The organism is Mycobacterium sp. E3298, assembly GCF_001666895.1.
Lineage (GTDB): Bacteria > Actinomycetota > Actinomycetes > Mycobacteriales > Mycobacteriaceae > Mycobacterium.
The window spans coordinates 1-22,080 of sequence record NZ_LZJB01000066.1 but is presented as its reverse complement, the minus strand read 5'-3'; the positions used below and the strand labels follow the sequence as shown (position 1 = coordinate 22,080).

The 22,080-nt window shown below is 68.7% G+C and carries 21 protein-coding genes and 2 pseudogenes; 11 read left to right on the top strand and 12 right to left on the bottom strand.

All coding sequences use genetic code 11. The features are described from left to right. Nucleotides 1-254: pseudogene (locus tag A9X05_RS31475) on the top strand (MFS transporter); the annotation flags it as partial. 12 nt (nucleotides 255-266) lie between these two features. On the opposite strand, the gene A9X05_RS02515 reads toward A9X05_RS31475, so the two are convergent. Together A9X05_RS02515 and A9X05_RS02510 are read right to left on the bottom strand one after the other, a co-directional pair. Then, nucleotides 267-1,304, bottom strand: coding sequence for an LLM class F420-dependent oxidoreductase (locus tag A9X05_RS02515; RefSeq protein ID WP_067753620.1), 1,038 nt, complete (start codon nucleotides 1,302-1,304; stop codon nucleotides 267-269). A 12-nt stretch (nucleotides 1,305-1,316) separates the two neighbouring features. After that, nucleotides 1,317-1,739, bottom strand: a complete 423-nt coding sequence (locus tag A9X05_RS02510; protein WP_067753617.1) for a nuclear transport factor 2 family protein — start codon at nucleotides 1,737-1,739, stop codon at nucleotides 1,317-1,319. Nucleotides 1,740-1,857: 118 nt separating this feature from the next. Here A9X05_RS02510 and A9X05_RS02505 point away from each other — a divergent pair, with 118 nt between their 5' ends. After that, the gene (locus A9X05_RS02505) at nucleotides 1,858-2,508 is read left to right on the top strand and encodes a PadR family transcriptional regulator (protein WP_067779021.1); all 651 of its coding nucleotides are present in this window, start codon (nucleotides 1,858-1,860) and stop codon (nucleotides 2,506-2,508) included. Here the strand turns inward: A9X05_RS02505 and A9X05_RS02500 are convergent. Both A9X05_RS02500 and A9X05_RS02495 read right to left on the bottom strand, forming a co-directional pair. Further along, nucleotides 2,417-5,332 (bottom strand): ornithine decarboxylase, encoded by a 2,916-nt coding sequence (locus tag A9X05_RS02500; protein WP_067753610.1) that lies wholly within the window; start codon nucleotides 5,330-5,332, stop codon nucleotides 2,417-2,419. The two genes, A9X05_RS02505 and A9X05_RS02500, sit on opposite strands and share 92 nt — an antisense overlap. A gap of 152 nt (nucleotides 5,333-5,484) precedes the next feature. Further along, the gene (locus A9X05_RS02495) at nucleotides 5,485-6,204 is read right to left on the bottom strand and encodes a CoA pyrophosphatase (protein WP_067779018.1); all 720 of its coding nucleotides are present in this window, start codon (nucleotides 6,202-6,204) and stop codon (nucleotides 5,485-5,487) included. Between the two features lie 100 nt (nucleotides 6,205-6,304). On the opposite strand from A9X05_RS02495, the gene A9X05_RS02490 reads away from it, so the two are divergent. From A9X05_RS02490 to A9X05_RS02480, 3 genes are read left to right on the top strand one after another with little or no spacing between them, the layout of a single operon-like run. Next, nucleotides 6,305-7,348, top strand: coding sequence for an amidohydrolase family protein (locus tag A9X05_RS02490; protein WP_067779015.1), 1,044 nt, complete (start codon nucleotides 6,305-6,307; stop codon nucleotides 7,346-7,348). A 34-nt stretch (nucleotides 7,349-7,382) separates the two neighbouring features. Beyond that, the gene (locus A9X05_RS02485) at nucleotides 7,383-8,273 is read left to right on the top strand and encodes a hypothetical protein (protein ID WP_067779012.1); all 891 of its coding nucleotides are present in this window, start codon (nucleotides 7,383-7,385) and stop codon (nucleotides 8,271-8,273) included. Between the two features lie 55 nt (nucleotides 8,274-8,328). Further along, complete coding sequence (locus A9X05_RS02480) at nucleotides 8,329-8,595, top strand: YdeI/OmpD-associated family protein (RefSeq protein WP_067753598.1); 267 nt, start codon at nucleotides 8,329-8,331, stop codon at nucleotides 8,593-8,595. A 6-nt stretch (nucleotides 8,596-8,601) separates the two neighbouring features. Here A9X05_RS02480 and A9X05_RS02475 read toward each other — a convergent pair whose 3' ends face one another. From A9X05_RS02475 to A9X05_RS02465, 3 genes are all read right to left on the bottom strand, one after another. Continuing rightward, nucleotides 8,602-8,955, bottom strand: a complete 354-nt coding sequence (locus tag A9X05_RS02475) for a VOC family protein (protein WP_067753595.1) — start codon at nucleotides 8,953-8,955, stop codon at nucleotides 8,602-8,604. A 143-nt stretch (nucleotides 8,956-9,098) separates the two neighbouring features. Beyond that, nucleotides 9,099-9,608 carry a hypothetical protein gene (locus A9X05_RS02470; RefSeq protein ID WP_082970851.1) on the bottom strand — a complete coding sequence of 170 codons (510 nt, stop codon included), beginning with the start codon at nucleotides 9,606-9,608 and terminating at the stop codon, nucleotides 9,099-9,101. Between the two features lie 143 nt (nucleotides 9,609-9,751). Continuing rightward, entirely contained in the window at nucleotides 9,752-10,636 is an 885-nt protein-coding gene (locus A9X05_RS02465) for a cyclopropane mycolic acid synthase family methyltransferase (protein WP_067753632.1), read from the bottom strand. 183 nt (nucleotides 10,637-10,819) lie between these two features. Between A9X05_RS02465 and A9X05_RS02460 the strand changes: the two genes are divergently transcribed. The 4 genes and pseudogenes from A9X05_RS02460 (at nucleotide 10,820) to malQ (ending at nucleotide 15,771) form a co-directional block, all read left to right on the top strand. Beyond that, the gene (locus A9X05_RS02460; RefSeq protein ID WP_067779006.1) at nucleotides 10,820-11,407 is read left to right on the top strand and encodes a hemerythrin domain-containing protein; all 588 of its coding nucleotides are present in this window, start codon (nucleotides 10,820-10,822) and stop codon (nucleotides 11,405-11,407) included. A 177-nt stretch (nucleotides 11,408-11,584) separates the two neighbouring features. Continuing rightward, nucleotides 11,585-12,913, top strand: coding sequence for an MFS transporter (locus A9X05_RS02455; RefSeq protein WP_067753629.1), 1,329 nt, complete (start codon nucleotides 11,585-11,587; stop codon nucleotides 12,911-12,913). A 102-nt stretch (nucleotides 12,914-13,015) separates the two neighbouring features. Then, nucleotides 13,016-13,652 (top strand): annotated as a pseudogene (phoU, locus tag A9X05_RS02450) (phosphate signaling complex protein PhoU). A gap of 133 nt (nucleotides 13,653-13,785) precedes the next feature. After that, nucleotides 13,786-15,771 carry a 4-alpha-glucanotransferase gene (malQ, locus tag A9X05_RS02445; protein ID WP_067779003.1) on the top strand — a complete coding sequence of 662 codons (1,986 nt, stop codon included), beginning with the start codon at nucleotides 13,786-13,788 and terminating at the stop codon, nucleotides 15,769-15,771. Between the two features lie 18 nt (nucleotides 15,772-15,789). On the opposite strand, the gene A9X05_RS02440 is transcribed toward malQ, so the two are convergent. Next, a complete protein-coding gene (locus tag A9X05_RS02440; RefSeq protein WP_067753580.1) occupies nucleotides 15,790-16,545 on the bottom strand; it encodes a class I SAM-dependent methyltransferase in 756 nt (251 codons plus the stop codon). Beyond that, nucleotides 16,542-17,525, bottom strand: coding sequence for a methylenetetrahydrofolate reductase C-terminal domain-containing protein (locus A9X05_RS02435; protein WP_067779000.1), 984 nt, complete (start codon nucleotides 17,523-17,525; stop codon nucleotides 16,542-16,544). Before A9X05_RS02435 ends, A9X05_RS02440 begins: the two co-directional genes overlap by 4 nt. 172 nt (nucleotides 17,526-17,697) lie before the next feature. Between A9X05_RS02435 and A9X05_RS02430 the strand changes: the two genes are divergently transcribed. Further along, complete coding sequence (locus A9X05_RS02430; RefSeq protein ID WP_067753626.1) at nucleotides 17,698-19,056, top strand: wax ester/triacylglycerol synthase family O-acyltransferase; 1,359 nt, start codon at nucleotides 17,698-17,700, stop codon at nucleotides 19,054-19,056. Nucleotides 19,057-19,063: 7 nt separating this feature from the next. Here A9X05_RS02430 and A9X05_RS02425 read toward each other — a convergent pair whose 3' ends face one another. Further along, nucleotides 19,064-19,501, bottom strand: a complete 438-nt coding sequence (locus tag A9X05_RS02425; protein WP_067778997.1) for an ATP-binding protein — start codon at nucleotides 19,499-19,501, stop codon at nucleotides 19,064-19,066. Nucleotides 19,502-19,617: 116 nt separating this feature from the next. Between A9X05_RS02425 and A9X05_RS02420 the strand changes: the two genes are divergently transcribed. Further along, nucleotides 19,618-20,550, top strand: a complete 933-nt coding sequence (locus A9X05_RS02420; RefSeq protein ID WP_067753571.1) for an LLM class F420-dependent oxidoreductase — start codon at nucleotides 19,618-19,620, stop codon at nucleotides 20,548-20,550. 6 nt (nucleotides 20,551-20,556) lie between these two features. Here the strand turns inward: A9X05_RS02420 and A9X05_RS02415 are convergent, their stop codons facing one another. Next, entirely contained in the window at nucleotides 20,557-21,375 is an 819-nt protein-coding gene (locus tag A9X05_RS02415; protein WP_067753568.1) for a formate/nitrite transporter family protein, read from the bottom strand. Between the two features lie 76 nt (nucleotides 21,376-21,451). After that, nucleotides 21,452-22,080, bottom strand: a 629-nt coding sequence (locus tag A9X05_RS02410; protein ID WP_231972815.1) for an NAD(P)-dependent oxidoreductase, incomplete at its 5' end; no start/stop codon positions are given.

Below are 22,080 nucleotides of genomic sequence, written 5' to 3'. Positions count from 1 at the left end.
TGGGATGCGCCTCCGGCCTGTGCTTGCGTGAGGGGTTGATCGATCTGGAGGCCGCGGCGCCGAAACGCTTGCGCGGCGCGCTGGTCGGCGCGTTCTACGTGGTGACCTACATCGGTTTCGGGCTGCCGCTCATTTTGGCGACGGTCGGGTCGGCGGTGTCGGCGACCGTTCTCGCGGTGATGGCCGCGCTGGCGTTGCTGGCCGCCGCGAGTCGGGCGGTGCGATTGCGGCGCGACGCCCACCGACAGGCCTGAAATCGCCCGCGCTCAGAGCAATTCGCGCAGCGTCTCGATCAGCTTGACCCGCTCGCCCGGGGTGGACGCGATGGGCGCCACGTTGAGCGTGGTGACCCCCGCTTCGCGGAACGCGGCCAGTCGATCCTTGACGAACTCGCGACTGCCGATCAGGTTCACGTCCCGGACCAGCTCGTCGGGCACGACCTTGGCGGCGCCGTCCTTGTCGCCGGCCAGGTAGAGCTCTTGGATCCGGTCCGCCTGCGGGCCGTAGCCGTACTTCGTCGCCAGGGCGTGGTAGAAGTTCTTGCCCTTGGCGCCCATGCCGCCGATGTAGAGGGCGAGATGGGGTTTCACGAATTCCCTTAGCGACTCCACGTTTTCACCGATGGCGAGGACCGGGCCGGCGTAGATGTCCAACTCACCCAGCTCGGCGTCCCGCTTGGCGCGGCCGGCGGCCAGCGCCTCGCCCCACACCTCCTGCGCCTTCTCGGGCAGGTAGAAGATCGGCTGCCAGCCCTCGGCGATCTCGGCCGCGAGCTCGACATTCTTGGGGCCAAGCGCCGCGACCAATATCGGAATGCGTTCTCGCACCGGCTTGTTGATCAGCTTGAGCGGCTTTCCGAGCCCGGTGCCCTGCCCGGCGGGAAGCGGGATCGTGTAGTACTTGCCCTGGTGCTTGACGGGTTCGCGCCGCCAGACCTGCCTGCAGATGTCGATCACTTCGCGGGTCCGGCCGATCGGCGCGTCGTAGGGCACCCCGTGAAAGCCCTCGATGACCTGCGGACCGGAAGCCCCCAGCCCAAGGGTGAACCGGCCATCGGAGACGTAGTCGAGCCCGGCGGCGGTCATCGCGGTGAGCGTGGGCGTTCGGGTGTAGAGCTGCAGGATCCCCGAGGCCAGGCCGACCCGTTCGGTGCTGGCGGCCAGGTAACCGAGCGCGCTCACCGCGTCGAACGAATAGGCCTCGGGGACAAAGACGATGTCGAGTCCGGCACGCTCGAGGTCGGCCACTTCGGCGGCCACGTCCTTGAAGCCGCCCGCATAGTTGATGCCTAATCCGATTCGCATGGTCGCTCGCCCCTACGCGGTGGTGAACGTGTCGGCCAGTTGGAGCGCCTCCTGCTGGATCCGCTCGAACTGGGCGCCCATCGCCTCGGACAACGCCTTCGCGCCTGAGAGCGGCCGCACCATCACCATGAAGTCGTCGATCAGGCCGTCGTCGTTGAAGTGCAGGAAGTCGCAGCCGGTGATCTTGACCCCGGGCGCCCCGGCGATTCCAGTCTCGAACACGAGGGCGTGGTCTCGGCCGTCGTCGTCGTGGATCTCCCGGATGTAACGGAAGTCCTCGAAGATGCGCAACACGCCGCTCAGGATGGCCGCGGTGATCGGCTTGCCGACATAGGGCTTGAACGCGACCGGGCTGGTGAACACGACGTCGTCGGCCAGCAGCGCGTGGATGCCGCTCTCGTCGCGGTCCTCGACGGCTTTGCGGAAGGGATGCATCCGACACCTCGGCTTGGATTGGTTGGGAAGTGCCGTTGACGCTATGCGGTCCGTCGGCCCGTGTCCATAGTGCGATTAATCACTTTGTTGATTATTCGTATCGTTGTACTCTTCTTCGATGTCGCTGCGTGACGCTGTCCTGGCGGCCCTCCTCGAGGGCGAGTCGTCCGGATACGACCTCGCCAAGGACTTCGACGCCTCGGTGGCGAATTTCTGGATGGCCACCCCCCAGCAGCTGTACCGCGAACTCGACCGCCTTGCCGAGCAGGGCCTCATCCGGGCGCGCGTCGTGCAGCAGGAGCGCCGGCCAAACAAGCGGCTGTTCTCGCTGACCGAGGCCGGCCACGACGCGATCCGGGAGTTCACCGCGAGGGCGCCCAAGCCCTCGGCGATTCGCGACGAACTGCTCATCAAGGTCCAGGCCGCGGACGCCGGGGACGCACCCGCCGTGCGGGAGTTCATCGTCGAGCGCCTGCAGTGGGCGACGGCCAAACTGCAACGCTACGAACGCTTGCGGGCGCGCATACTCGACGGACACGCCGAGGGGGAGTTTTTGGCCCATGCCGAGCGGATCGGCCCCTATTTGACGCTGCTGCGTGGGATCGCGTTCGAGGAAGAGAACGTTCGATGGGCCGAGCGCGCGCTGGACGTCATCGACCACCGCATGGCCGCGCGGCCTAAGCAGAACCCGAGCTCACCGCGTCGCCGGGCTGCTGCTGGCCGAGCAGCTCATCCTGACCGACCTCGGGAACGCTCCCCTCGCCGCTGAGCCGGGCACGCTTGCCCGGCTTCTTCGGCGTCTGCTTCGCCCCGTCTGGGGCGCCGACGGCGCGGTGGCCGTTGGACGGCAGGCCGGCCGGCCGGCCAGCCATTTCGATGGCTTTACCGGTGTACACGCGGTAGCCGAAATTTGGTAAGTAGCCGTGAATTTCGGGCGTGTCGAGGTCGCGCATGAACTGCAGGATGCCGCGACTGAACAGCTGCCCGGGCACCAGGACCGGAAAGCCCGGCGGGTAGGGCGTCACGTACGTCGCCGACACGACGTCAATGCCCGCGTCGAGCCGTTCATCGATCTGGTCGCCGGTGAGGTACTCACAGTTGGTGTCGTCGTAGGAGAGGTAGAACCCGCGGCGGACGTCCCCCTCGGGCGTCGGCTCGGCGCCGCTGTGATCCAGGAAGGCGGGGTGGAATCCGCTGAAATCGGGCAGTGGCAAGGACATTTCGGTGAGCCGGTAGACCGCGCGGTCGAAGTGCTCTCGCTCGCCGAGGCTCATCTCGGAGATGTTCTGGTCGAGTTCGGTGGCGATGTTGACCAGAACCTCCACCAGGAAGGCGACCGAACTGCGCGTGGTGCCGATGTTGGTCATGAACAGGACGCTGTTGCGCGACGTCTTGTTGATCTGGATTCCGTAGCGGTCCATCAACTGCTGGCGTTTGAAGGTGTCGCCGTCGTAGCCGGTGGGCCCGATGAACAACGTGATCCGCGACGGGTCGAGCACGAACTCGTCCTGGCCCCACGCCGCCATCATGTTGCGCAGGCCCGAGCGCAGCGGCTGGGCGATAGCCGACGGCCGGAACGGCTCCGGGATCAGATCCGACGTGCGCAGGCAGCGCATGTACTTGCTGAGCAACGGATGGTTGTCGATCGCGTCGCGCAACTGCATCGCGTTCTCGATCTGCCGTTGCACCAGCTCGACTCCCTCCAGCGCGACCTGCCGGCGCCCCAGGTCCAGCGATGCGAGAATCTGGTAGTTGGGGGAGGTCGACGTGTGGGCCATGTATGCCTCGTGGAACGGCTCGGCGACCTTCTGGTCGAAATCCTGATCGAAAACGTGGATCATCGATCCCTGCCTCAGCGCGGTCAACGTCTTGTGCGTCGACTGCGTGGCGTACACCCGCACCCGGGCCCGGGCGGGGTCGGGCAGCAAGCGACGGTCCAAAAGCTCGTCGTCGCTGGGTGTTTCGTTGCCACCGGCCGAGAGATATTCCTCGTAGCGACGCCGATAGCCGGGGTCCTGCAGCCGCGCGCGCATGGTCCGTGCCGCGGCCATCGCGGTGCGCGTCCGGTAGACCGGGTGGAACCGCGCGAAGGCGAACCAGGCCTCGTCCCAGAGGAATACCAGGTCGGGTTTGATGGCCAGGCACTCCTCCATGACACGCTCGACGTCGTAGACGATCCCGTCGAAGGTGCAGTTCGTCAGCGACATCATCTTCACGCGGTCGAGCTTGCCGGCCCTTTTGAGCGCCAACAGCTTTGACTTGATCTCCCGCAGGGGGACCGCCCCGTACATCGAATACTCGTTGAGCGGATACGCCTCCAGATACACCACGTTCGCACCGGCGAGCATCATCCCGTAGTGGTGCGATTGATGGCAGTTGCGGTCCAGCAGCACGATGTCGCCGGGCGCCACCAGCGCCTGCGTGACAATCTTGTTGGCCGTCGAGGTCCCGTTGGTGACGAAGTACGTGTGCCGCGATCCGTAGGCCTGCGCGGCGAGTTGTTGCGCTTCTCGCAGCGGCCCGGTCGGTTCCAGCAGTGAGTCGAGGCCCCCGCACGTCGCCGACGTCTCGGCCATGAACACGTCGAGGCCGTAGAACCCCACCATGTCCCTGATCCAGTGGGAGTTGACGATCGATTTGCCCTGCGAAATCGGCAGCGCGTGAAAGACACCGGTGGGCCGGTGGCTGTACTGCTTGAGCGCGCTGAAGAACGGTGTGCGGTAACGCGCCGCGACGCCCTGCAAGATCGACAGGTGCAGCTCGAGCATGCCCTCGCGCGCGTGGAACACCCTGCGGAAGTACTGGCCCAGCCGACCGGCGATGTCTTCGACCTCGATCTCGGTCATCAGGTACAGGTCGAGCTCCGGCCGCAGTTCGGCCAGCGATGTCGCCAGGATCTGCGCGCGTTCCTCGGGAGTCTGGTGGTCGTTCAGCTCGTCGGATACGGCCGTGTCGACGAACTCCGACAGCGCCGACAGGTCCCGCGTCGATTGGTGCGAGAAGCGCCGGCGGATTACCACCGCCTGCAGGTTGACGTTGAGCCGCGCCGCGATGAGGGCCTCGTCCCCGCTGGCGACCACCACCAGTTCGTAGACGAATTCGTCGTCGGGGCGCCGCCATTTGCGGACCTCGTTGCGCAGGGCGCGTTCCTGGTCCTCGGTCATCTTCTCGACGACCAGCACCTCGAAGTAGGGACGGTCGCGCTGCGACGCCGGCTGATGCTCGATGAGTTGCCGCGGATCGGACGGGAACATGTCGAGTTCGTCGGCACCCGCGTTGTCCACGTCCCCTGAGCGGTAGGACTCGGTGGTCAGCGCCCGGTTGACCTGCGCGACCGCCTGCGCGAACTTGTCGTAGCTGCCGGCGGCGAAAAGCCTTTGTATGCGCGCGAACTGCGGCGCGCCGGGGTAGGCCCAGTAGGGCTCCAGCGTGCTCAGGCGCGTCAGCAACTCCTGGCAGGCGCCCGCCCATTTGTCCCTCAGCGTGCCGGTGGTGGTCGGCCGCGTCAGCCGGTCCGCGGCTTCTTCCAACCGGCACCACGAGTCGCTGCGCACCTGCCAAAGGCTGTTGTATGCGCGCAAGTGTTCTGTCATGGCCGCCCTTTCTGGGAGCACGGCGACTCCTGAGTCCCGGAGCGTCGGTCCAGGCTTGCAGAGTCAATACGCCCGCCGGTGACCGGAAGGCGAACACCGAGCGTCCGTCGCGTGACAGCCGCCGCTCACACCGCGGCGCCTGCCATCGATCGCTACCTCCAGGCGAAGACCGGTTGCTCCAGCCCGTCGACCGCGTCCGGTCGGCCTTCCAGACACAGCCACCTCAACTGCAGCAGCACGGCGCCGGTCGGCGCGTGAATCAGGTCGTTGCCCAGAGGAATCTGCACGACCGGGCGCGGGCTCTCCGGGATGGTGATGAATCGCGGCGAGTCGTCGCGCTGCAATTGATGCAGCCCCACCCGGTACACCGCCACCACCTCGTCGGGCGCCGGGCGGGGATCGAGGCGGCCGCCGCCCCAGATCACGACCGGGGTGATGACGTACCCGGACCGCGTCGGATAGTCGTCGAGGAGGCCCAACACGGTCGAACCGGTCAGGGCGATGCCGACCTCCTCGCGCAATTCCCGCAGGGCCGCGTCGACGGCGGTCTCGCCCGGGTCGAGCCTGCCACCGGGCAGCGCCCATTGCGCGGCGTGTGAGGTGAGTCGAGATGCCCTCCGGCACAACAAGAACGCCGCGCCGCCCGAGACGCCGACCATCCGGCCGTCGAGGCCGGGCTCCGGCATCGGGCGGTCACCGTTCCATTCGTCCACCGGCGCCGGATCCACCCGGTCCTCGCCGAGGGTGGAGTCCACCAACACCACGGCGACCGCCGCGTGCCGTTTGGTTGGGTCGGTCACCTCGCGGCGGTCGTGGCGCGCGAGATTGCCGCTGATCCGCTCGCGCAGAGCCTCGTCATACGGGATGGTCACGGGTTCGAGACTATGCGGGGCCGGTCCCGGCGCGTCCCGGGTACTCCGGTGAACGCCCGGCGCCCCGCGCTCGTGGGTGTGCATGTACGGGAGGAGACGGATGAAAGTCATCGGTATCGAGGAGCACTACAGGTTTCCGGCCATAGCCGAAGAACACCGCAATCAAGGGGCCGACTCGGCGACCGAAATGCTGAGGCACGCGGGCTACGGTTCTCCCGGAACGGAAGGCGAATGGCCGCCGGGGATCACCGACGTGGGCGAGGGGCGGATCGCCGCGATGGACGCCGCGGGCATCGACATGCAGATCCTTTCGCACTCCGTCCCGGGACCCGAGACTCTGGACCCCGATTCGGCGATCGAGCTGGCCCGGCGGGCGAACGACGCGGTCGTCGCCGCGGTCGGGCGGCATCCCGACCGGTTCCGCGGCTTCGCCACCCTCCCGATGCGCGACCCCTCGGCGGCGGCCGCCGAGCTCGAGCGCACCGTCCGCGATCACGGCTTCGTGGGCGCCCTGATCAACGGACACGTCAACGGGCGCTACCTGGACGACACGTTCTTCTGGCCGGTCTTCGAATCCGCCGAAACCCTGGGCGTGCCAATCTTTTTGCACCCGACCATCCCGCCGCAGTCGATCATCGACACCTATTACGGCGGCTTTGACCCGAAGGTGTCGGCTCGGTTGGCGGCGGCCGGGGTCGGCTGGCATATCGACACCGGGGTGCACTGCCTCCGGCTGATCCTGGGTGGGGTGTTCGACCGGTTCCCGCAGCTACAGATCATCGTGGGTCACCACTTCGAGGCGCTCAGCTGGATGGGCTGGCGGACCGACTACTCGTTTCCGGTCGAGGCGACGGGTCTCAAACGCACCGTCAAGGAGTACCTGCGGGAGAACTTCTACGGTGGCATCCTCGCCGGCGATTTCTTCAGTCAGGAGCCCGGCGCCGCGGATCCCAGTTGGAGCCTGTCCTTTAACGCCTACCTGGCGATGGTCAATGTGATCGGCATCGACCGCGTGGTCTTCACCGCCGACTATCCCTACGGCAACATCAAGGCGTGCCGCCAGTTCCTCGACAGGATGCCGATCAACCGGGGCGACCGGGAGAAGATCGCCCACCTCAATGCCGAGCGGCTGCTGAGGCTTTGAGCACCGGCAACCATGGGGGTGGTTAACTGCCATCATGCAACGGAAACCCCTGCTGGCGCGGCGCTTCTTCGACCGCTTCGAACCGGTGCATGCGGTGACGTATTTCGCGCCGGAGGCGCGGGCGGCGCTGGACGGGCTGGGCTACCGCGGATTCTGGATGGGCTACTTCGCCGCGCGCTCGGCGCCGCTGGGCCCGGTGCCCCGGCAGGTGGTCACCGCGATCTTCTACAACTTCGCGCCCGAACGGATCGCCAAGGCGCTGCCGGCGGCATGGGAGGTCGCCGGGCCGGACGCGGCGTTGCGGGCCCGGCAGGAATCGGCCGTCGCGGCGTTGTGCCGCTACGGGCTGGGCGACGGCGAAAACATCCGTGCCGCAGCGGAATTGGCGGGCAAGGTGGCCAGGCGGGCCCCGCTGGATGCACGACCGTTGTTCGCCGCCAACCTGGCGTTGCCGTGGCCGGACGATCCGCTGGCCGCGCTCTGGCACGCGACGACGCTGCTGCGCGAGCACCGGGGCGACGGACATGTGGCGGTGCTGGCCGCCGCGGGCGTCTCGGGCCGGGAGTCCAACGTGTTGCACGCCGCGGCCGGCGGTGTCCCGCGCGAGTACATCGCGCGCACCCGCGACTACGACGAGGCCGCGTGGCGACACCACGAGCAACGGCTGGCCGAACGGGGGCTGCTCGACGATGAGGGCTCGCTGACCGCGGCCGGCCGGGAACTGAAGGACCACATCGAACGGTCCACCGATGCGCTTTCCCTGTCCGCGCTCGACGCGCTCGACGACGACGAGGTGGAGACGCTGTTCCGGGCGCTCACGCCGGTCACCCGCACGGTGGTCGCCGGCGGTGATGTGCCCGCCCGCACGCCGATGGGATTGCGCCGCGACGAATTGCACGACGACAGCGCGCATTTGACTTCTTAGCCACGGCGCGCGACCACAGCCGATCGTCTACTGCGCGGACAGCTACTGTGGCCCCATGAGCAGTGAGCGGATACCCGGCGGAGTGGTGCACAAGCTTCCGGCCGACCTGCGCGAGTCGCTGATCGGCAATGCCACGGCGCTCGCCGCGTGGAACGACATCACGCCTTTGGCCCGCAACGAATTCATCTGCTGGGTCGAGGACGCCAAGCAGGAAGCCACCCGGCAGCGCCGCATTCGCCGGACACAGGAGGAGCTGGAAGAGGGCAAGCGCAGGCCCTGCTGCTGGCCCGGGTGCAAGCACCGCGAGCGCAACGGCAAGTAACGCCGGTCAGCGGCCCAGCGGCATGTAGAACACCAGGCCGTTGCCCTTGTTGTCATAGACCACGGCACGGCGTTCATGCGCGTCGTCGTACGGCCCTTTGACGATGCCGCCGCCGCTGGCCTCCACCGCCTTCGCCGCGGCGTCGACGTCGGCGGTCTTGATGCCGACGACGACCTGACCCGGTATCGGGTGGTCCACGGCGGTCGCCAGCGCCAGCGTGACGGGGCCGCCGTCGAGGGCGGCGAAGTGCGCCCCATCGCGGAACTTCAGCGCCATGCCCAGCGTCTCGCTGTAGAACCGGATCGACTCGTCCAGGTCGTCAGTCGACAGGATGATCATTTTGACTTCGTGCTCGCTCACGGCGCCTCCTCTGGCTGGATGGCATACAGAGTAGGCCCGGGACGGCGCCGGGAGAAGGCGAGAAGCGGCGGCGCGGACTGAACGACAGAGACGCTGCGCCGCAAGGTCGTTGACCAAAGCCGGGGATGTCGGCGCGGGGTGGATCAGCTGCGCCCGGCCGGAATGACCTGCCCGTCAAGGTAGTCCATCGGCGGTCCGTCCCCGTGTCCCGCGCCGTGGTCGGCCACCGCGGTGGCCATGGCGGTGCCGTCCTGGATGGTTCCGACGATGACCACGTGGTCATTGACCGTGAAATGTGAAGCGGCAGCTGCCGGTTGGCCACCGCGACCGATGAGCGTGGTGTTGGGCGTCACGAGATAGGTCTGCGTGTAGCCGTCGGCGCTTCTGGCGGTGACCGAGCCCGCCGACACCGCGACCACGGTGCCCTCCTGCCGCACCGGGCGCGAAGCGGCGGACGGCGGCTCCTGGCTCGCCTCGATCATTCGCTTCTCGCCGTGCGGAGCGTTGAGCACCAGGGCCGCACACGCCGCCGCGCAGAACATCGAGGCGGAAAGCACGTCGCACACCGCCGCGATGCCCGACCGCCGGCGCGGCGTTCGATCCGCCGGCGGTCTTTGCTGCGCCGTCGCGCTCATCCGATGCTTGGCACTCACGATCAATCCTTCCCTGCGGTTTCGCGCCGACGAAGGCCGACGCGTACCGATGCAGGTTGTTGCTCGTGGTTTTACCCCGGGCGGTGCACGGATAAACCGGCCCGGGGTTCAGCTATGGTGCGCCCGAATCGGGGCCCGGTTCCTCAGCCCTTGACGAGGGTGAACTGCGCGACGTCGGTGTAGCCCTCGCGGAACAGGTCGGCGCACCCGGTCAGGTACTTCATGTACCGGTCGTAGACCTCTTGGGACTGAATCGCGATGGCCTCTTCGCGGCGCGACTCGAGGGCGGCCGCCCAGGTGTCGAGGGTGCGCGCGTAATGCAGGCGCAGCGGCTGGTAGAGCTTGAGACCGAAGCCGGCGCGGGTCGCGTGCTCTTCGACCGTCTTGGCCGCGGGCAGGTCTCCGCCCGGGAAGATCTCGTCCATGATGAATTTCATGAACCGCAGTTTCGTCATGGTGATGGGCAGCCCACGCTCTTCGAATTCCTCGCGGCTGGGCTGGATGATGGTGTGCAGCATCATCACGCCGTCGGCGGGCAACGCCTCGTAGGCCATCTTGAAGAAGTCGGGATAGCGGTCGCGCCCGAAGTGCTCGAAGGCGCCGATGGAAACGATGCGGTCCACCTTCTCGTCGAACTGCTCCCAGCCCTGTAGCAACACCCGCTTGCTCCGCGCGCTGGGGTGCTCGTCGAGGCGCTGCTGCACGTGCGCCTGCTGGTTGCGGCTCAGGGTGAGGCCGACGACGTTGACGTCGTACTGCTCGAGGGCCCGGATGATGGTGGTGCCCCAGCCGCAGCCGATGTCGAGCAGGGTCTGGCCCGGTTGCAGCCCGAGCTTGCCCAGCGACAGGTCGACCTTGGCGAGCTGAGCTTCTTCGAGGGTCATGTCGTCGCGCTGGAAATAGGCGCAGCTGTAGGTCCGCGTGGGGTCCAGGAACAGCGCGAAGAAGTCGTCGGACAGGTCGTAGTGCGCCTGAACGTCGTCGAAATGCGGCTCTAGGCTCACGGGCTCGCTGCGGTTCTCGGGCACAAACAACCTCTGACTGTGGTGGATTTTTTCTCGCACGCGATCGCGGTCGATCGACATGCTGACGACCCAGTGTATCCGCACGGTCTACGAGGCCCTTCTCGACGTTGCCCGGCCGGTTGACTGGCTGCGCCGCGATGGGACACCATGGCGCGAACCGTAGCGGGAGGGAGGTGGGGCGTCGCGATGGCTGACATCACCATGTTGATCCTCGCCGACCACGAGTGGTTCCGCGAACAGTTCGCCAGGCTGGACTACCTGCAGGCTCAGACGCCGGTCGACGAAACCGCCCTTGCCCGGGTGTGGCGGCCCCTCGCCGACAAGCTGGACGTGCACGCCTACATCGAGGAGAAGATCTTCTACCCGCAACTTCTGACGCGGGTCGGCGACGACGCCGAGGGTGAGACGCTCGACGCCATCGGTGATCACAACGACATCCGCGACGGGGTGCGCGACGCCAACGCCGCAGAGGTGGGCACCGACGAATGGTGGGCGGCGGTCGGCCGCACGCGCGAGGCCAACGACGACCACATGGGCGAAGAGGAGCGAGAGGGGCTGTCGGATTTCCGTCGCAGGGCTCCCATCGGCCTGCGGGAAGCGCTGGGCCGGCAATACAGCGACTTCATGGCCGAACACCCCACCACCGAGGGTTTGCCGATCGTCGACCGGGACCCGCAGCGCTACGTCGACGATATCGAGGCGGCCACCCGGTCGGAGGACCGGTCGAAGCCCCGGGATTATTCGCTTCGCATCGGCAGCCTGAAAGGTCAATGAGTTCTTCTCGGGCTGGCCCGGTCGCTACGATCGGCCACCGGCCGATGAAGACGACGAGCCGGATGGGAGCGCAACTTGTTCGGCCCTCGGGACTTCTGGGTACGCAATCCGTCGATGAATGCGCGACGCCGCCGCCGGAAATGGGCACGCAACGAGATCCGGGTCGCCGACCCGGCCATGCGCCAGACCATCATGGGCACCGCCATCGGCAACTTCATGGAGTGGTACGACTTCGGGGTCTACGGCTACATCGCCACCACCCTCGCCCAGGTGTTCTACCCCGGTAAGAGCGTCAGCGGCGTCCACCTGATCGCGACCTTCGGCACGCTGGCCGCCGCGTTCGTGGTGCGGCCTCTCGGTGGCTTCATCTTCGGGCCCCTCGGCGACCGCATCGGACGGCATCGGGTCCTGGTCATCACGATCCTGATGATGACGATCAGCACGACCGTGACCGGCCTGCTGCCCGGCTACAGCGCCATCGGCATCTGGGCGCCGATCCTGCTCGTCATCGCGCGGATCTTCCAGGGGCTGTCGACCGGCGGTGAGTTCGTCGGCGCGATGACGTACCTGGTCGAGCAGGCGCCGGACCACAAACGCGGCAGGATGGTCGGATTCTTGCCGATGGGCAACCTGGTCGGGTTCGTGCTGGCCGGGATGCTCGTCACGGCCTTACAAACCTGGCTGCCGGACGAAGCCATGCTGACCTACGGCTGGCGGATCCCGCTGTTACTGGGCGCGCCCTTCGGTCTGTTCGCCCTGATTCTGCGGCTTCGGCTCAAGGAGTCGTCCGCCTATCAGAGCGCGACGGAGGGCGCGCAGCAGTCGGGCGGGCGCCGGCAGCAATTCCGGCGCACGGTTGTGGACCAGTGGCGGGGGCTGCTGATCTGCGCCGCCCTGGTGCTCACCTCCCAGGTCGCCGATTTCATGCTGACCGGTTACCTGCCGACCTACCTCAAGCTGTTCGTGCGCGCCGGCCACACCGCCGGGCTGGTGATGATCGTGGTGACGTTGGCGATCCTGATGGTCACGGTGGTGCTGGTCGCCAGCCTGTCCGACCGCATCGGCGTCAAGCCGATCATGTGGACCGGCTGCGCACTGCTGGTCGTCGGTTCGATCCCCGCGTTCCTGCTCATCCGCTTCGGCGGGATCTACCCGGTGATCTTCATGGGTGTGCTGCTGATCGGGTTGATGGAACTGTGCTTCGACAGCACCGCGCCGGCCATGCTGCCGGCGCTGTTCCCCACGAACGTCCGCTACGGGGCGCTGGCGATCTCGTACAACATCTCCATATCCGCGGTCGGCGGCACTACGCCGCTGATCGCCCAGGCGTTGGTCTCGGGCACCGGCAACGTCATGGCGCCCGCCTACATGCTGATCTTCGGCGGCCTGGTGGGCGCGGTCACGCTGCTGTTCACGCCCGAGGTCGCCGGGAAGCCGCTGCCGGGGTCCGGGCCCGCCGTGGAAACCGAGCAGGAGGCGCGCGAGCTGGCCGAGGGCGTCCGGTAGCCGAAGGCCGCGAAACGCGTTGCGGGCGAACCGGTCCACGCGGCCACTCCCACCGAGCGGCCAACGACGTTTATTTTGCGTTTCCCGGCCTATCTCTAAGGGATGAGGAGCGCTTTTCACCATCGATTGGGAACCCTCGGCCAACAGCTCGCCGCGATGTGCGCGATGGCCGGCGGAGCCATCGGGCTGGCTACCGAGGCGCTGCTGAAGGCCGACCTGGTGCTGGCGGAGCGCGTCATCGCCGGCCAGGCGGACATCGTCGCCGTCAACACCGGCGTCGAGGAGACCGCATTCGCGTTGCTGGGCCTTGCAGGCCCCGGTGGCGACCGACCTGCGGGCGGTGGTCAGTGCCATCCGGATCGCCGCGGACGCGCAACGGATGGGCGGGCTCGCGGTACACGTGGCCGACATCGCCCGCATGCGCCATCCCCGCTTTGCCGTGCCCGACTATGTGCGCCACCACATCGCCGAAATGGGTGATGCCGCCGAGCAGCTGGCCGTCGGCGCGCGAGAAGTATTGCTGGCCCAGGATCCTCGCCGGGCGGCCCAGATCCGCCGCGACGATGATGCGATGGACGAACTGCACCACCAATTGCTGACGGCTCTGATGGACCCGTGCTGGACGCACGGTGTCGCCGCCGCGGTGGATGTCACGCTGTTGGGCCGCTTCTACGAGCGCTTCGCCGACCACGCCGTGCAGATCGCCCGGCGGGTCATCTTTCAGGCGACCGGGCACTAGCCGAAAACGCATGCCGGCGAACGAGTTTCGGCCGCCCGTGTGAGAACCCACCGCTTGGGTATATAGAGGTTGTGCTGCTACCCCTCCGTCGTCCCATCGCCGCCGCCGGCGCCGCACCCGGGCCGGCGGCTTGATGGCGAAGCCCAAGCCGGTTCCCGATGACCTGCGGCGGGTGGCCGCGGCTCACGGGGTGGCCACCTGCTATCGAAACGAGCGGCGAGAGCCGGTGGACGTCGACGCCGACGTCGTGATCCGGGTGCTCGGCCTCCTCGATGTCGACGCCTCGAGCGAAGCCGCGCGGCGACGCGAGCTGGCCCGGCTCGCCGAGCGTGCCGGCGCCGGCGCGCTGCCACCCACGATCGCCGTGCGGCTGGATGGGCGCCCCCGGGCCGTGCCCGGCGCCGCCGTCCTGGTGAGCGAGGACGGCGTCCGGACCGAAGTGCGCGACGAGCTGCCCGGTGACCTCAGCCCGGGCTGGTATCGGATCGAGCTGCGCGACGGTCAGGAGGCCACCCTGGTGGCCGCCCCGCCCCGCGTGCCTCCCACGCCGGCCACCTGGGGCTGGATGTTGCAGCTGTATGCGTTGCGATCCGCTCGATCCTGGGGCATCGGCGACCTGGGCGACCTGCGCGAGTTCCTGAATTGGACCGCCGCCGAGCATGGGGCCGGCGTGGTGCTGCTCAACCCGCTGCACGCGCCCGGCCCGACGCACCCTGTGCAGCCGTCGCCCTACACCCCGTCCAGCCGACGATTCGCCAACCCGCTGGCGCTGCGCATCGAGGATCTCGACGCCTACCGCCAGGCCGACCCGGAAACCCGCGCGGAGGTCGACGCGTTGCGGGTCTCGCCCACCACCGAGCGGGTCGACTACGACCTGGTGTGGGCGGCCAAGCGGTCGGCGCTGGAACTGTTGTGGCGCGCCGACGGCCGGCCCAACCCGCTGGACCAGTCGGCCGCCGGCACCGGTCTGCGCGACTGGGCCACGTATTGCGCGCTGGCCGAGCGGCACGGCGGCCGGTGGACCCGCTGGCCCGCACCGCTGCATGACGTCGCCGGGCCCGGCGTGGCGGCGGCCCGGCGGGAGCTGGCACCCCGGCTGGCCTTCCACGCGTGGGTGCAGCAACGCTGCGACGAGCAGCTGACGACCGTGCGCGACGCCGCACGCGACGCGGGCATGGCGCTCGGCGTGCTGCACGACCTACCGGTCGGGGTGGACGCGAACGGCGCCGACGCGTGGGCGCTGGCCGACGTGCTCGCCACCGGGGTGAGCATCGGCGCGCCGCCGGACAACTTCACGCCGCGCGGGCAGGATTGGGGGCTTCCGCCGTGGCGGCCGGACCGCCTCGCCGCCACCGGCTACGCCGCGCTGCGGGACATGCTGCGCGCAGTGCTCGCCCATGCCGACGGGCTGCGGATCGACCATGTCGCAGGGTTGTGGCGGCTCTGGTGGATCCCGCCGGGGGACGGTCCGGAGCGCGGCACCTACGTGCACTACGACGCCGACGTGATGCTCGCGGTCTTGGCGCTGGAGGCGCATCGCGCGGGAGCCGCCGTCGTCGGCGAGGATCTGGGCACCGTCGAACCCGAGGTGACCCAGGCGCTGGCCGACAACGAGATGCTGGGCTGCGCGGTGTCGTGGTTCACCCGTGACGAGTCGGCTCCGGGCGAGCCGCTGCTGCCGCCTGCGCAGTGGCCGTCGCGGGCGGCCGCCAGCCTGTCCACCCACGACCTTCCCACGGCGGCGGGTTTCCTGCGCGGTGAACACGTGCGGGCCCGCGCGGACCTCGGGCTGCTTGACGACGTGCCGGGCGAGCAGTCGGTGGCCGACAAGGAACGAGCCGAGTGGGTGGAACTGCTGCGGTCCGAAGGGCTGCTTTCGGGCTCCGACGCGGACGAGCCGGCAATCATCACCGCGATGCACCGATTGCTCGCCGCGACCCCGAGTCGGCTGAAACTGATCTCGCCCTACGACGTGCTGGCCGAACCCCGGCAGCCCAACCTGCCGGGCACCATCGACGAATACCCGAACTGGCGGTTGCCCCTGCCGGAGACGCTGGAGGAACTGCGCGCCGACCCGAGGGTCGCCGAAATCACCGCCGCCTTCCGAGGGGCGCGGTAACCGGGCCCAGGCGGTCTCTCACGCGTGCCGCAGCACCAACAGCTCGCCCGTCAGCGCCCCGTCCCCGAGCAGCCGCCCGATCTTCGAGCTCTGCCGTTCGGCCAGCTGCCAGGCCTCCGTGTGCCCGTGGCGGTCCCTCAGCGCGTTTTCCACGGCGTCGATGCGCTCGTTCCACGTGTCGGCGATCGCCGGGAGGTCCGACGTGCCCAGCGAGTGCTCGACGCGCAGGCCGGCGCGCGTCACCAGCTCACGCAGGCGAGCGGGCGACGGGAAGTGGTTGCCGTCGGTCGTGTCGTTCGCCGCGTCAGAGTGCGCGACGAAAACCAGCAGCCCGATGGGCCCGCCGGGCCGCACGACGCGGCGCAACTCGTCGAGCAGCCCGAGCTGATCCGGCGTCGTGCACAACACGCCCAGGGACCAGGCGGCGTCGAAGCTCGAGTCAGTCACCGGCAGGGCGGCGCCCGCCGCGCACACCACCGGGAATCCGAACAACTTCTTCGCCGCGCGGCAGGCACCGGTCTCCGGTTCGACGAGCACCGGACGCACCGGACGCGAGCGCGCGGCATACGCGGCGGGCCCGCCGACGCCTGCGCCGGAGTCCAGCAATGTGTCACCGGCCGTCAGGCCCATGCGGTCGATGAGCCAGTCCAGGGCGGGCGGACTGCCGCTGCCGCGACAGCCGGCCGGCACGTGGTAGTCCGGGCCCAGCTCTTCGGCCACCTCGGCCGTCCATTCGGCGACGGTGTCGAACTCCGCCTCCATCGCTTCCGTCATCGACGCGCCTCCGCCCTGATCCGACGACCCACCTCGCCCTTGATCTCCGCGCCGGCGCGTGGGCCAGACGCGGACGCGAGGCCCGACACGTTGACGCCCTCGACGCCTTCGATCGACAGCAGCGCCCGGGCCTCGGCCACCGCCGCCTCGATCCCCTCGGCCACCGGGTCCGGCGCGCCCAACACCCGCTCCGTCACATCCTGATCGAGTTCCAGGCCGGGCAAGCCTTGCAGGACCGCCGCGGAGGCGCTGTCGGTGAACACGGCCACCGCCGCGATCACCGGAATGGTCAGACCAGCCGCCCGCGCCTCGGCCATGAAGTCGGCGACCTGCCCGGCGGAGGGCACGTGGTTCAGGACGGCCAGGCTGGCGCCGGCCCGTTGCTTCTCCACCAACCGGGCGGGGCGGGCGTGCACAGGCGGGGCGGTGGGCGTCTCGGGCACCGCGGCGACAACTCCGGTGAAGGCGGCCAACGAAACAAGCCGGGGGCCGTCGAGGTCGAAGGTCTGCGTGACGTCCGGGCGCACGTCGTAGCCGCGCCCGTCACCGGTCACGCACAGCACCGTTTCGACACCGATGCCGAGCAGGCCCCGCAACTCCTGCTCGAGCACCACCCGGTTGCGGTCACGGCATGACAGCGTGATCCAAGGCGTCACCCCGGCGTCGAGGAGCAAAGACCCCATCAGCGTGGGCGGGAAGTCGGGCTTGTTCTGGTGCTCGCCCACCAGGACGGCGTCGCATCCCTGCGCCAGCGCGGCGGCCGTCGCGGCGATGTCGTCACGGTCGAACGGGGTGCTGCTGAAGTCGGTGAGCACCAGCGGCGCGTGCGCGAGACGCGGCGTGGACTGCGGCCCCGACCACGCCACCACCTCGTCGAACGCGCACGGACCGGGGCGCATCTCGCACTGGCCGTCGGGCCGCACCCCGCCGCACGGCCCGAACACCATCCGTTTCGGACACCCCAAACCCGCCGACATCATGACTCCTCGAGCGCCAGTGTTCGCATGCATGTACCCAAACGGTCGCGGGCGCAAGCGCTTCAGCGAACGGCGCCGATTCGCAGCTCGAAGACGATTAGCAAACGCTCGCTGCGGCTACTAGGAGATGGGTGTGCCGCGCGCCCGGCGCAGCGAAAGGAACGGGGTCAAAAGCATGGAACCGATATCTCCGACGGATGCGCTGTTCCTCATCGGTGAGTCACGCGAGCACCCCATGCACGTGGGGTCGCTGCAACTCTTCGAGCCGCCCGAGGACGCCGGGCCCCACTTCGTGCGCGAGTCCTATCAGGCCATGCTCGAGTGCACGGACGTGCAGCCGACGTTCCGCAAGCACCCGGCCTTCTTCGGCGGACTGACCAACCTCGCGTGGTCGTTCGACAAGGACGTCGAGCTCGACTACCACCTGCGCCGCTCGGCCCTGCCCGAACCGGGCCGGGTCCGTGACCTGCTCGAGCTGGTTTCCCGGCTGCACGGCAGCCTGCTCGACCGGCACCGCCCGATGTGGGAGGCCCACCTCGTCGAGGGGCTGCAGGACGGCCGCTACGCCGTGTACACGAAGTACCACCACTCGCTCATGGACGGGGTGTCCGCGATGCGGCTGGTGCAGCGCGCCTTCACCCCCGATCCCGAGGATGACGAGGTGCGCGTGCCGTGGAGCCTCGGGCCGCGCAAGCGCGGCGGCGGGCAGAAACGGCAGTCCCTGCTGGAGCGGGCGGGCCGGACCGCGGGGTCGGCGCTCGCCTTGGCGCCGTCGTCGCTGAAGCTGGCCCGGGCCGCCCTGCTCGAACAACAGCTGACGCTGCCCTTCCAGGCGCCGCGCAGCATGTTCAACGTCCGGATCGGCGGCGCCCGGCGGGTGGCCGCGCAGTCCTGGTCGCTGGACCGGATCAAAGCGGTCAAATCGGCGGCCGGGGTTACCGTCAACGACGTCGTCCTCGCCATGTGCTCCGGCGCCCTGCGTGCGTACCTGCAGGAGCAGAGCGCGCTGCCCGACGCCCCGCTGACCGCGATGGTGCCGGTCAACCTCCGCAAGGCCGACGACGACCGCGGAGGCAACCTGGTCGGGACGTTCCTGTGCAACCTGGCGACGGATCTGGACGACCCGGCGCGACGCCTAGAAATCGTCAGCACGTCGATCCGCGACACCAAAGAAATCTTCCAGCAGCTGCCCCCGGTTCAGCAGCTCGCCCTGTCGGCCTTCAACATCGGCGGCCTGTTCTTCGGGCTGATCCCCGGCTACCTGTCGGCGGGGTCACCGCCGTTCAACATCGTCATCTCCAACGTCTCGGCCGGTCCGTCGGAGCCGCAGTACTGGCGGGGCGCCCGGCTGGACGGCAACTACCCGCTGTCCATCCCGCTCGACGGCCAGGCGGTCAACATCACCGTGACCAACAACGCCGACAACCTCGACTTCGGTCTCGTGGGCTGCCGCCGCAGCGTCCCGCACCTCCAGCGGCTGCTGGGCCACCTGGAGACGTCGCTGAAGGACCTGGAGCGCGCCGTCGGCGTGTGAGCGGCGGCTACGGCCTGGTGGTGTAGTCCAGGCAGACCGTCGTGCCGGTGGGGCGGGCGTTGATGGTGCAGTGATCCGCGAGCGCGTGCATCAGCGCGATTCCGCGGGACCGCCGCGGGTCGCTGAGGCGTTGCGGCGAGGGCGGGAGCCAGGATCCGCGATCGCTGACGCAGATGCTGATCGACTGGGCGGCGCGGTCGTGGCTTGCCTGCAGTTTCATCGTTCCCGTCGGGCGGTGGTCACGGTATGCGTGCTCCACACAGTTGGCCAGCGCCTCGTTGACGCCCAGAATGATGTCGTCGTGAACCTCCGCCGGAGCCTCGGTCACCTCCTGCAGCCACCGCCGCAGGGTGCGGCGCAATTCCGCCGCGGTCACCGCGTCGGCGGCGCCGGCGCAGGTCAATCGCGCGGGCGTGACAACGATTGGTGGCAGCGGTGAAGTCATGCAGAAGGCATACCCAGTTGCGGCCGGCCTGCTAACCCGCCGGCCGTCTCGCTTTGGCCACAGCCGGGTACAGGTTCGGAATCGAGTTGCCGTACAACGAGATACAGAGGGATCCTATGGACTTTCGTGCATTCATCGAGCCGCAGCAGGGCGCCCGCTACGCCGACCAGGTGGCCGTCGCCCAGACCGCCGAGCAGCTGGGGTTCGGTGCGTTCTTCCGGTCCGATCACTACCTGGCGATGAGCGGCGACGGACTGCCTGGCCCCACCGACTCGTGGGTGACGCTGGGCGCGATCGCGCGGGAGACGTCGACCATCCGGCTGGGCACCCTGGTGACTTCCGCAACATTCCGCTACCCCGGCCCGCTGGCGATCGCGGTGGCCCAAGTGGACGACATGAGTGGCGGACGCGTCGAATTCGGGCTGGGCAGCGGCTGGTTCGAAAAGGAGCACCAGGCGTACGGCATCCCGTTCCCACCGCTGCGGGAGCGGTTCGACCGGCTCGACGAACAGCTGGCCATCATCACGGGCCTGTGGACCACGGGGCCCGGCGAAACCTTCGACTACGCTGGCGCGTACTACACCATCAGCGGCTCACCGGCGCTGCCCGAGCCGACGCAGACCCCACACCCGCCCATCGTCGTCGGCGGCCTGGGCGCCAACCGCACCCCGCGGCTGGCCGCGAAGTACGCGGCCGAGTTCAACGTTCCGTTCGCGCCGATCGGCGTGGCCGAGAAGCAGTACGAGCGGGTGGCGCAAGCCGTCGCCGCGGCCGGCAGGCCCGGTGACTCGATGGTCTACTCGAGCGCATTCGTGCTCTGCGCCGGCCGCAACAACCGCGAACTGACCCGGCGCGCCGCGGCGATCGGTCGCGACCTCGACGAAATGCGGTCCAACAGCCCGCTGGTCGGCTCCCCCGCGGAGATCGTCGACAAATTGGGCGCCTGGAAGCAGATCGGCGTGCGACGTGTCTACACCCAGCTGCTGGACTTGACCGACCTCGCCCATCTGGAGTTGTTGGCGAGTGAGGTTATGCCACAACTGCTTTGACGGCTGTCACCGGCCTTCGGCGTCCGCGCGTTCCTCTTCGAGCCGGTCCTTGCTGCGCAGAAGCCGCAGCAGGGTCACGAACAGTAGCCCGCCGATCATGTTGCCGACCACGGTGTAGCCGAACCACCCCAGCCACGTCAGATAGCCGAACGGGGCAGCCCCGGTGACCAGCGCGCCGAAGATCAGCAGCGAATCCAGGATGGAGTGGAACAACCGCAGCCCGGCGAGCAGGAACGCGGCGGCCACCGCTGCGGCGATCTTGGCGGGCACCGAGTCGGTGCCGTGTTGCATCCGGGTCATCAGCGTGATGACCATGCCGCCGAGGATCGCCAGCACCATGCTCTGGGCGGATAGTGGCGCGGTGGCGAAGTGGGTGCCGGACTCGATGGTCTGCGCGTGCAGCTCCGGGAAGCCGGTCATGATCAGCCACATGATCACCCAGCCGCCGACCAGGTTGGCGAACATGGTGCCGCCCCACAGCTTGGCCAGCTGCGGCAGGCTGGCGCGCTTGGCGGCCACCGTCACGACGGGAATGATGAAGCCCTCGGTGAACAGCTCGCTGCGGCCGAGCAGCAGGGCCAGGAAGCCGATCGAGAACGCCAGCCCGGCCAGCAGCGGGCGGTGGGTGGCGTCCAGCACCGACAGGTAGGCAAGCACCCCGATCCCCACCTCGGTGCCACCGAAGAAGCCGGTCACCAGCACGCCGCGCCAGGTGCGGTGCAGGCGCTGGGTGCCCTCGCTCAGCATCCTGCTGAACGCGTCCTCGAGCTCGTCCTCGATCGGGCTGTCGGTCTGCCCGAGCTGACGCTGGGTGGTATCACTCATGGTGGATGGCCTGATACCCGTTATTTGCCGGATGGACCATCCGGTGTGAGGGATCTGACAGCGCCCGCCGCGGCCGTCACCTCCGCGGTCGCAGCACCGGCGTCACCAGCTCACCGGTGCCCAGGTAGCTCTCCAGGTTCCGGATGGCGAGCATCGCCATTGCCCTCCGGGTCCGGGCGGTGGCACTGCCGATGTGCGGAAACAGGACCACGTTGTCGAGCTCGAACAACTCGGGCGGCACATGGGGTTCGTCGACGAAGACATCCAGCCCGGCCCCGGCGAGGCCGCCGCCGACCAGCAACTCCACCAGCGCGTCCTGGTCGACGACGCTGCCGCGGGCGATGTTGACGAGATAACCCTCGGGGCCCAGGGCCTCGAGGACGGAGCGGTCGACCAGGTGGCGCGTGTGCGGATCGCCCGTCGTGGCCACGACGAGGACGTCGACCGACTCGGCCAGCTCCCCCGGCGACGGGGCGTAGCGGTACGGCGATCCGTCGATGCGGTGGCGGTTGTGATACGCGACGGCACAGTCGAATCCGAGCAGCCTGGTCGCGATCGCCGAACCGATGCGACCCAGACCCAGGATGCCAACCTGCAGGCCGCTGAGGTCCCGGGCGTATGGGAACGGGCCGTCGCGCAGCCAGCGGCCCGCCCGCACGTAGCGGTCGGCGGCGCCGAAACGGCGCAGGGTCATCAGGATCAGGC